Annotated in this window: 8 protein-coding genes and 1 pseudogene; 3 read left to right on the top strand and 6 right to left on the bottom strand. The window is 70.7% G+C overall.

The annotated features are described in order from the left end of the window. Positions 1-127: 127 nt before the first annotated feature. Both ACFXA3_RS30955 and ACFXA3_RS30960 read right to left on the bottom strand, forming a co-directional pair. Positions 128-541: an STAS domain-containing protein gene (locus ACFXA3_RS30955; protein WP_385192053.1), complete on the bottom strand. Its 414-nt coding sequence runs from the start codon at positions 539-541 to the stop codon at positions 128-130. Between the two features lie 174 nt (positions 542-715). Further along, the gene (locus tag ACFXA3_RS30960; RefSeq protein ID WP_385192070.1) at positions 716-1,447 is read right to left on the bottom strand and encodes an SDR family NAD(P)-dependent oxidoreductase; all 732 of its coding nucleotides are present in this window, start codon (positions 1,445-1,447) and stop codon (positions 716-718) included. Positions 1,448-1,649: 202 nt separating this feature from the next. Between ACFXA3_RS30960 and ACFXA3_RS30965 the strand changes: the two genes are divergently transcribed. Beyond that, the gene (locus ACFXA3_RS30965) at positions 1,650-2,120 is read left to right on the top strand and encodes a hypothetical protein (RefSeq protein WP_385192056.1); all 471 of its coding nucleotides are present in this window, start codon (positions 1,650-1,652) and stop codon (positions 2,118-2,120) included. A 78-nt stretch (positions 2,121-2,198) separates the two neighbouring features. Here the strand turns inward: ACFXA3_RS30965 and ACFXA3_RS30970 are convergent, their stop codons facing one another. From ACFXA3_RS30970 to ACFXA3_RS30980, 3 genes and pseudogenes are all read right to left on the bottom strand, one after another. Next, positions 2,199-2,780: a DUF2231 domain-containing protein gene (locus ACFXA3_RS30970; protein WP_385192058.1), complete on the bottom strand. Its 582-nt coding sequence runs from the start codon at positions 2,778-2,780 to the stop codon at positions 2,199-2,201. A 153-nt stretch (positions 2,781-2,933) separates the two neighbouring features. Beyond that, a pseudogene (locus tag ACFXA3_RS30975) lies at positions 2,934-4,450 on the bottom strand (catalase); the annotation flags it as partial. Then, positions 4,372-4,563: a hypothetical protein gene (locus ACFXA3_RS30980; protein ID WP_385192060.1), complete on the bottom strand. Its 192-nt coding sequence runs from the start codon at positions 4,561-4,563 to the stop codon at positions 4,372-4,374. The pseudogene ACFXA3_RS30975 and the gene ACFXA3_RS30980, both read right to left, overlap by 79 nt. Before the next feature lie 195 nt (positions 4,564-4,758). On the opposite strand from ACFXA3_RS30980, the gene ACFXA3_RS30985 reads away from it, so the two are divergent. Beyond that, on the top strand, positions 4,759-5,133 hold the full coding sequence (locus ACFXA3_RS30985) for a DUF3618 domain-containing protein (protein ID WP_385192062.1): 375 nt from the start codon (positions 4,759-4,761) through the stop codon (positions 5,131-5,133). Continuing rightward, a complete protein-coding gene (locus ACFXA3_RS30990) occupies positions 5,130-5,396 on the top strand; it encodes a DUF4235 domain-containing protein (protein ID WP_385192065.1) in 267 nt (88 codons plus the stop codon). Before ACFXA3_RS30985 ends, ACFXA3_RS30990 begins: the two co-directional genes overlap by 4 nt. A 487-nt stretch (positions 5,397-5,883) precedes the next feature. On the opposite strand, the gene ACFXA3_RS30995 is transcribed toward ACFXA3_RS30990, so the two are convergent. Next, positions 5,884-6,378, bottom strand: a complete 495-nt coding sequence (locus tag ACFXA3_RS30995; RefSeq protein ID WP_385192068.1) for a hypothetical protein — start codon at positions 6,376-6,378, stop codon at positions 5,884-5,886. Positions 6,379-6,609: the final 231 nt, after the last annotated feature.

The following is a 6,609-nucleotide window of genomic DNA, read 5'->3' on the forward strand; positions in this document are numbered from 1 at the left end:
CCCCCCCCCCCCGCCCCCCGCCCCCGGGGGGGGGCCCCCCGCCCCGGCCGGGCGCCGGCCCGCCCGGGGGGGGCCCGCCCGGCGCCGCCGGGGGGCCCAGGGGTCGCGGGATGGGCGGAGGGTGAGATCAGGTGCGGGCAGCGGTGTCCAGCGCGGCGGTGTGCTGGTGTTCGGCGCGCGTTTCGATCAGGCGGCGGAATCCGGCGAGGGCATAGCGCTCTCCTGTGGCGGATCCCCGCCCGCGGATCCCCGCGACGGTGGCCATGAGCTGCTGGGGCTGTTCGCGCCAGCCGACGGCCAGCACCCGGAGACCGAGGCATTCGGCTCGCCGGTGCAGGTCCAGGAGCAGCAGCAGTCCCGCGGTGTCCATGCGGGCCACCCCGTGCAGGTCGAGCATGAGGACGTCGACGCTCGTGTCGTCGGCGAGAACCGGCAGGACCTCGTACAGGGCCGGCGCGGCACTCGCGTTCAGGTCTCCGATGAAGCTGATCAGGACGGTGTTGCCGCGGCGCTCGGCCTCGATGGTGAACGAAGGCGTCACGGTGCCCCTTTCTGTCGCGGCCCGCGGATGCGGCGCCGGAGCCTTCCATCTTCGCCCGCCGCGCGGGCCGTTCCCTTCGACGCCATGCCGTGCGCCGCGGCGGATCGGTTCTTGCTTCGGGCGGCAGCCGAGCACGGCGTGCCCGTCCACGCGATGGCCCGCCGCACGTGCGGGTCAGATCGCGGCGCCCGTTTCACGGGCCAGCGCTTCCAACAGGCGCTCCTGGAAAGCCTGGTCATGGACCGCTTCATGCGGTGGTCGCCGCTGCCGGTGATACCAGTACCCGCCGGTCGTCAGGGCCTGGGGGTCGTCACTCGTGGCCAGCCACTCCTGCGTCCGGTGGCCGAGTTCGAGGTCGTCCGGCGCGTTCGGGCCTCCCATCTTCGTCGGCACCCAGCCCGGATCCACGGCGTTGCTCAGCACCCCCGGGTGGATCCGTGCCACCGCGGCCGCGAGCGCCGTGACGAACAGCTTGCTGTCCGCGTACGAGCCCGAGTGCTCGCCCCGCCAGTCGATGCCGGCGAGCGAGGGGTGGGCGCGTCCGCCGAAGTGCGAGCCGCTGCTCAGGTACACCAGGCGCCGGGGTCCGCGCAGCAGGGCCGTCAGCAGGTACGGCGCGATGATGTTGACCGGCATGACCGCCGGGCCGCTCCACACGCCGGCGTTGTGGATGACCACGTCGAGGGGCTCCGCGTCGTTCAGCTCCTGTGCGATGCGCCGTACGGCGTCGCGGTCCGTGAAGTCGCCCACCACGATGTCTGCTCCCCGGTCCAGCAGCGGACGGAGGCCGGCGGCGCGTTCCGGGTTCCGCGCGTGCACCACCACTTCGTAGCCCGCGGTCAGCAGCGAGTGTGCTGCGGCCCGTCCCAGCCCGTCGGCGGAACCCGTCACCAGAATCCGGCTGATCGTGTGGTGCATGAGGTCTCCTCATCCGTCCAGGGGTGTCATACGTGCGATGTGGGGAGGTTGGCTCTTCGGTCTCCTGGTCCGGCGGTTGCGTGACGGTACCTCGCAGACACCGGCCGGGCCCGTACGTCCGGTGAGGCCGACTTGCGCCGTACGGCTCAATCGACCGCTCGGCAAAGTGTTTTTCGGGAAAGAGGACCTCATGCATATCGATGGCGAGATGGATCCGGAGCACCAGGTGCCCGAGGGCGTCGACGAGAAGACACTGCGCGCCTTGGGCGCTCTGTCGAAAGCCCTGGAGACCACGGAGCGGGCCCGCGGCCATCTCTATGGGTTCCACCAGCTGACCGGGACCGCGGACTTCGAGCTGGGGGACGCCGTCCGGCTCCTGCGGGAGGCGGGCCACGAGGCGCAGGCAGTGCGGGTCGAGCGCGAGATCGTGGGCCGCAACGTGATCCCTGACCACTGGACGTTCCAGATCGTCGAGGCCTACAACTCCACGTACCACCAGCCGTTCGCCGCGATGGAACGCGACATCGTCGACGAGCTGGCCGGCGGGCGTGAGCACCTCCTGGAGGCCCGGCTCAAGGAGATCCGCCGTACCCCGGACCATCCCGACCACACGGCCACACCGCGCGACCCCCGGAGCGACGCCCGAGCGGTAGGAGACTGAGCGTCTCAGCACAGCGCCGGCCGACCGGGGCCATCGGACACCGGACGGAACCGGTCGAGCGCGCGCGGCGGGTGTGACTCATGCGGCGGGGGGTGCTCCGACGGCCTGTCGGTAGGCGACGTGTCCGCCCAGCGCGCCGGTGACGGCGACGGCGGCGAGGCCGCCGAGGGACCACAGTCGGCCTTTCGCCGAGCGGCAGTGGAGCCGCGACCTCAAGGACGCGGTGTAGCAGGCCACCGCGGCCGCGTTCGCGACCGCATGGGCCAGACCCACCCGGGCCTGTTCGGCGGGGAGGTCCGCCCAGTCCGCCCAGCCGGCCAGCGCCGCCGGGGCGACGCCTGCCAGTCCGACGGCGGTGAGGGTCGTCGCCGCTCGCTGTGCGCCCGGTACGCAGTCCACCACGGCAGTCGACAGCCAGCATCCGATGGGCACTTGCACCAGCACGGGATGCACCGGGTGGCCCAGCGGCCTGCCGTGCAGCAGATCGCGCATCCAGCCCAGGGGGAGTGAGCGGATTCCCCGCTGGAGCGCCCTGATCGCCGGGTCGGCCACCGTGGTCCGCTCGAGCCGGTCCAGGGTCGTCAGCCAACGTGCCGAGACAGTGTCGATCACGGCGCGCTGCCGTGCCATGGTCGAGGTGTCGGGGGTGTGGGAGTTCATGTACGACGCCTACCCGGTGTAGCGTCGTGCTCCCGCCCTGGCTTCGACTGCACCCGAACGACTGGCGTGCCAATGGGGGAGTCGCGGCCCGGGGTGCCGCCCGGGGTGAACCCGGCCGCGGCCGCAGGGCCGGGTCGGGCACGATCACACGGCCGCGCCGTTCCAGCCTCCGATGGCTTTACCGTGGCGGTACGCCTCGGTGACGAGCAGCAGTACGCGGGGGTCGGTGGCTTCGGGTGGCCGGGCGGTGCCGGCCTTGGCGTCGCGTGCACCGTACGCGTCTGGGCCGGCCTGGGGCGCGCCGGCCGGCAGAAGGGCGTCGAACTCGACGGAACGGGCGGCGGCGAAGATCCGTTGAACGGCGATCGGTCCACCTTCGGGGTCGAGGACGGCGCCGGTCGGGGCGATGACGAGCGGCACCGTGCCGTTGTCCAGGACGGGCTGACAGGCGGCCCGCAGGCCGTCCACGCCGGATGCGGGGTCGGCGACGATGCCGATGACGCGGCCGTCGGCCGGCCGGGTCCCTCCCATCTGGGAGAGGGCGGGGCTGGGGTCGGCCGTGACGAGCGGCACGGTGGCGTCGGGGACCTGAACGGAGTCCCGCGGCGACCTGCTTGCACGGCTGCGGATCGACGTTGGCCAGTACCTTCAGGGCGCGCTCCTCGATCGCCGGCTCGTAGCACTTGTTCAGTTCGAAGGTGTAGGCGGCGATGATGTGTTCGCGCTCCGTCGGGGTCATGCTCAGCCAGAAGAGGCGCGGCTGGGCGGGTCGTCCGTGACGTCGATGCCGGGGACCAGGTGCCCGGGGTGGAAGGCGACCTGCTCGGTCTCGGCGAAGTAGTTCTTGGTGTTGGCGTTCAGGGTCATCAGTCCGATGGGCTGAACGGGTGGGAGCTCCTCCGGGACGATCTTGGTGGGGTCGAGGAGGCCGATGCCCTCGAAGGTCTGCTCGGGTGTGTTGAACACGCCCAGAACCTGTCGTGGGCGCTCTGCGCCTGCGGGACCTCCCGGTCCGGATGCGGTTTGGCCGCGTGGATGACGTCGGGGAACTTGACGGCGTCCTGGATGAAGAACACCGCGATGTTGTTGCCGACCAGGCCGAAGGTGCCCTCGTCGGTGTAGAACGTCGTGGCGAAGCCGCGTGTGTCGCGCAGGGTATCGGCAGAGCCGCGCGAGCCCAGAACGGTGGAGAACCGGACGAACACGGGCGTCTCCACGTCCTGGGCGAGGAAATCGGCCTTGGACACCTCGCCGACCTCGCCGGCCGTTCCGTAGCCCTGGAAAACGGCAAGGGCGCCGGAACCCCGGGCGTGGACGACCCGCCCCCGGATCCGTTCGTGGTCGAAGTGCGTGATCTTCTCGCGCACGCGCAGGTGGTGGTCCTGGATCCGTACCGGTCCGCGCGTTCCGGCGTTCAAGGAGTGATCACTGCCGGGTAGTCGCGCGCCCTGGGCCGTCGTCAGGTAGGCGCCGCTCTGCGCCACGCGTGCCTGGTCCGCTCCGGTCGCCTGCGTGGTCGGACCCACGGTCTCGGGTCCGTCCTGGTCGGGCTTCGGGGGAAGGGGCCGCGCAGGTGCCGTCGGCTCTCCGGTTACGGCGCGGCCTTGAGGCGGGCTGAGCCGGACCGGTGCCCGAGCCGGATCGGCGTCGACAGGAGGAGGATGTCGCAGCCCATCCTGTCCCGGATCTCGGGCCAGGCGCCTCCGTCTCCCCTGTCGGTCTTCACGCCGGATTTCACGTCGTGGGCGGCCATCCGGACACCGTGCTCGGCGAGCGCGGCCATGGTCTGCTCGTCAGGCCAGCGCGACAGGTGCCCGGCCGGTCCATTCGATCTGCGTCCCCCGAGGGTGCGTGTGCATTTACCGGGTATGCGCGCAGAAATGACTCGGAAAGGCAAGCGCTTGGAAAGGGCGGCGGCCTCTTCAGCCGTCGACGGCGTCAAGGCCGGCCCGGCCCAGATCAAGGAGATGACGCACTGATGACCAACGACCCGCGAACAAATATGGGCTCACCCACTCCCGAGGAGCTGCGCGAGCAGGTCGAGCGCAGCCGTGACGAACTCGGGCAGACGGTCGATGCGCTGGCGGGCAAGGCCGGCATCACGGCACAGGCGACGGAGAAGACGGCCGTTGCCAAAGAACGGGCCGCCGAGAAGACGGCCGCGGTCGTCGACCAGATCTCTGTAACGGCACACCGTGCCGCGCAGCTGGTGAAGGACACGACACCCGATCCGGTTCTGCACAAGGCCGGCCAGGTCGCGAGCGTGGCACGCGCCAACCGCAAGCCCCTGCTCGTGGCCGGCGCCGCCCTGGTCGCCTTCCAGCTGGTGCGGCGCAGCCGCGTAGGCCGATGAGAGTCTCCAAGGCCGCCTATGCGCCGGTCGGACTGGCCTTGGGAGCCGTCAGCGGCCTGATCGCGGGGGCGGCGTTCAAACGGGTCTGGAAGGTCGTCGAAGGGGAAGGAGAGGCGCCCAGTCCGACGGACGAGGACCGCTCCTGGAAGCAGATCTTGATCGCCGCTGCCGTCCAGGGCGCGATCTTCGCCGTGGTCAAGGCCGCGGTCGATCGCTCGGGGGCTGTGGCCGTGCGCCGTGTGACGGGAACCTGGCCGGGCTGACTCGCCGCGACGCCGGGTTTTCTCGAGGCGACCTGCACGGCCTCAGGATGCATTCGGGGATGCCAAGTCCGACTGTCGCGGCGTGCCGATTCGACGTCCGGTGTGATGCGCAGGATCCCCGCCGCGCCGCTGAGTTCGAGGAGCCGGATCAGGCCGGAGTCCGCGAAGACGACTCCGGACACGTCGACGACCGTCCGCAGGGCCTCGGCCGATTGCGCATCGGTCAAGGCCCTGCGGAGCGGGGCCGTGGATGCGGTGTCGAACTCTGCGGTGAGGACGAGGACGAGGGCGCCGTCCCCACTGTCGGGCAAAACCAGGTCGCGCCCGTCCCGCTGAGCGTGCTCGCCAGCCAGGAACCGTACGTCGGCCGTCGGCCGTGCCGAGGGCGCGCGGTCCGCGAGGACCGGAAGCGGAAGGGGAGTCGCATCGGCATTACCCTTCATCGCTGTTGAACGGGGCATGGGGTTTCCGTGCGCCCCGCCGCCTTTCAGCGGGGTGCGGCTCGGCGGCCGAACCAGTGGCCCCGGCTGCGGGCAGCATTCGCCACGGACGAAGTGGTCACGGCGCGGGGCGCGTCCGCTGGGGCAGCGGTGTCGGCGCGAGGCGCGCCCGCCACTGGAGCAGCGGTCTCGGCGCGGGCGTCGTCACGTTGCTTGATGAGATCGTCGCGCTCGCGCTCGTGCGCGCGGTCGACAGCGCCGGCCTCACGGCGTGAAGTGCCGAGTTCCCGTCGGGCGCGCACCGAGCGACGCCCCGAACGCCGGGCTCCCATCATGACCAGAGCCAGACCCAAGAGGGCCACGGCCCCCACGATGATCCCGATCAGAAAGAGAGATCCGGTCGAACCGGTTGCGTGGTACCCGAATATCGAGAAATCACCGCCGGCACCGAGGCCGTGCCCCGCACCCGTATTGCCGAATATTCCGGCCAAAGCGACGATGACAGCGACGATCAAGATGATGAGTCCGAGGATGAGAATCATGGTGCTCCTTGGATCCGAGTCCGGGCAAGCCGCCGGACACGGCTGGCGCCTACCCAGGTAGTGAGCCGTCAAGCCCAAAACGGAGACAACGCATCCGATTAGGTCATGCGCTGCCGCCCTCCTTTCTACTGGATCGCTAGGTTCTGTCTCTTTGGTCAGCGTCGGGTCCAGATGAGGATGCCGGCGATGTGGAGTGCGGCCTGGTAGGCGATGGCGAGTTTGTCGGTTCGG

It is taken from the genome of Streptomyces sp. NPDC059456, assembly GCF_042750055.1.
GTDB lineage: Bacteria > Actinomycetota > Actinomycetes > Streptomycetales > Streptomycetaceae > Streptomyces.

What these genes read in the sequence shown, in the direction of transcription:
- ACFXA3_RS30965 (WP_385192056.1), top strand. Translation starts at nt 1,650, where the DNA reads ATGCATATCGATGGCGAGATGGATCCGGAGCACCAGGTGCCCGAGGGC.
- ACFXA3_RS30995 (WP_385192068.1), bottom strand. Translation starts at nt 6,378, where the DNA reads ATGATTCTCATCCTCGGACTCATCATCTTGATCGTCGCTGTCATCGTC.
- ACFXA3_RS30970 (WP_385192058.1), bottom strand. Translation starts at nt 2,780, where the DNA reads ATGAACTCCCACACCCCCGACACCTCGACCATGGCACGGCAGCGCGCC.
- ACFXA3_RS30990 (WP_385192065.1), top strand. Translation starts at nt 5,130, where the DNA reads ATGAGAGTCTCCAAGGCCGCCTATGCGCCGGTCGGACTGGCCTTGGGA.
- ACFXA3_RS30980 (WP_385192060.1), bottom strand. Translation starts at nt 4,563, where the DNA reads ATGGCCGCGCTCGCCGAGCACGGTGTCCGGATGGCCGCCCACGACGTG.
- ACFXA3_RS30985 (WP_385192062.1), top strand. Translation starts at nt 4,759, where the DNA reads ATGACCAACGACCCGCGAACAAATATGGGCTCACCCACTCCCGAGGAG.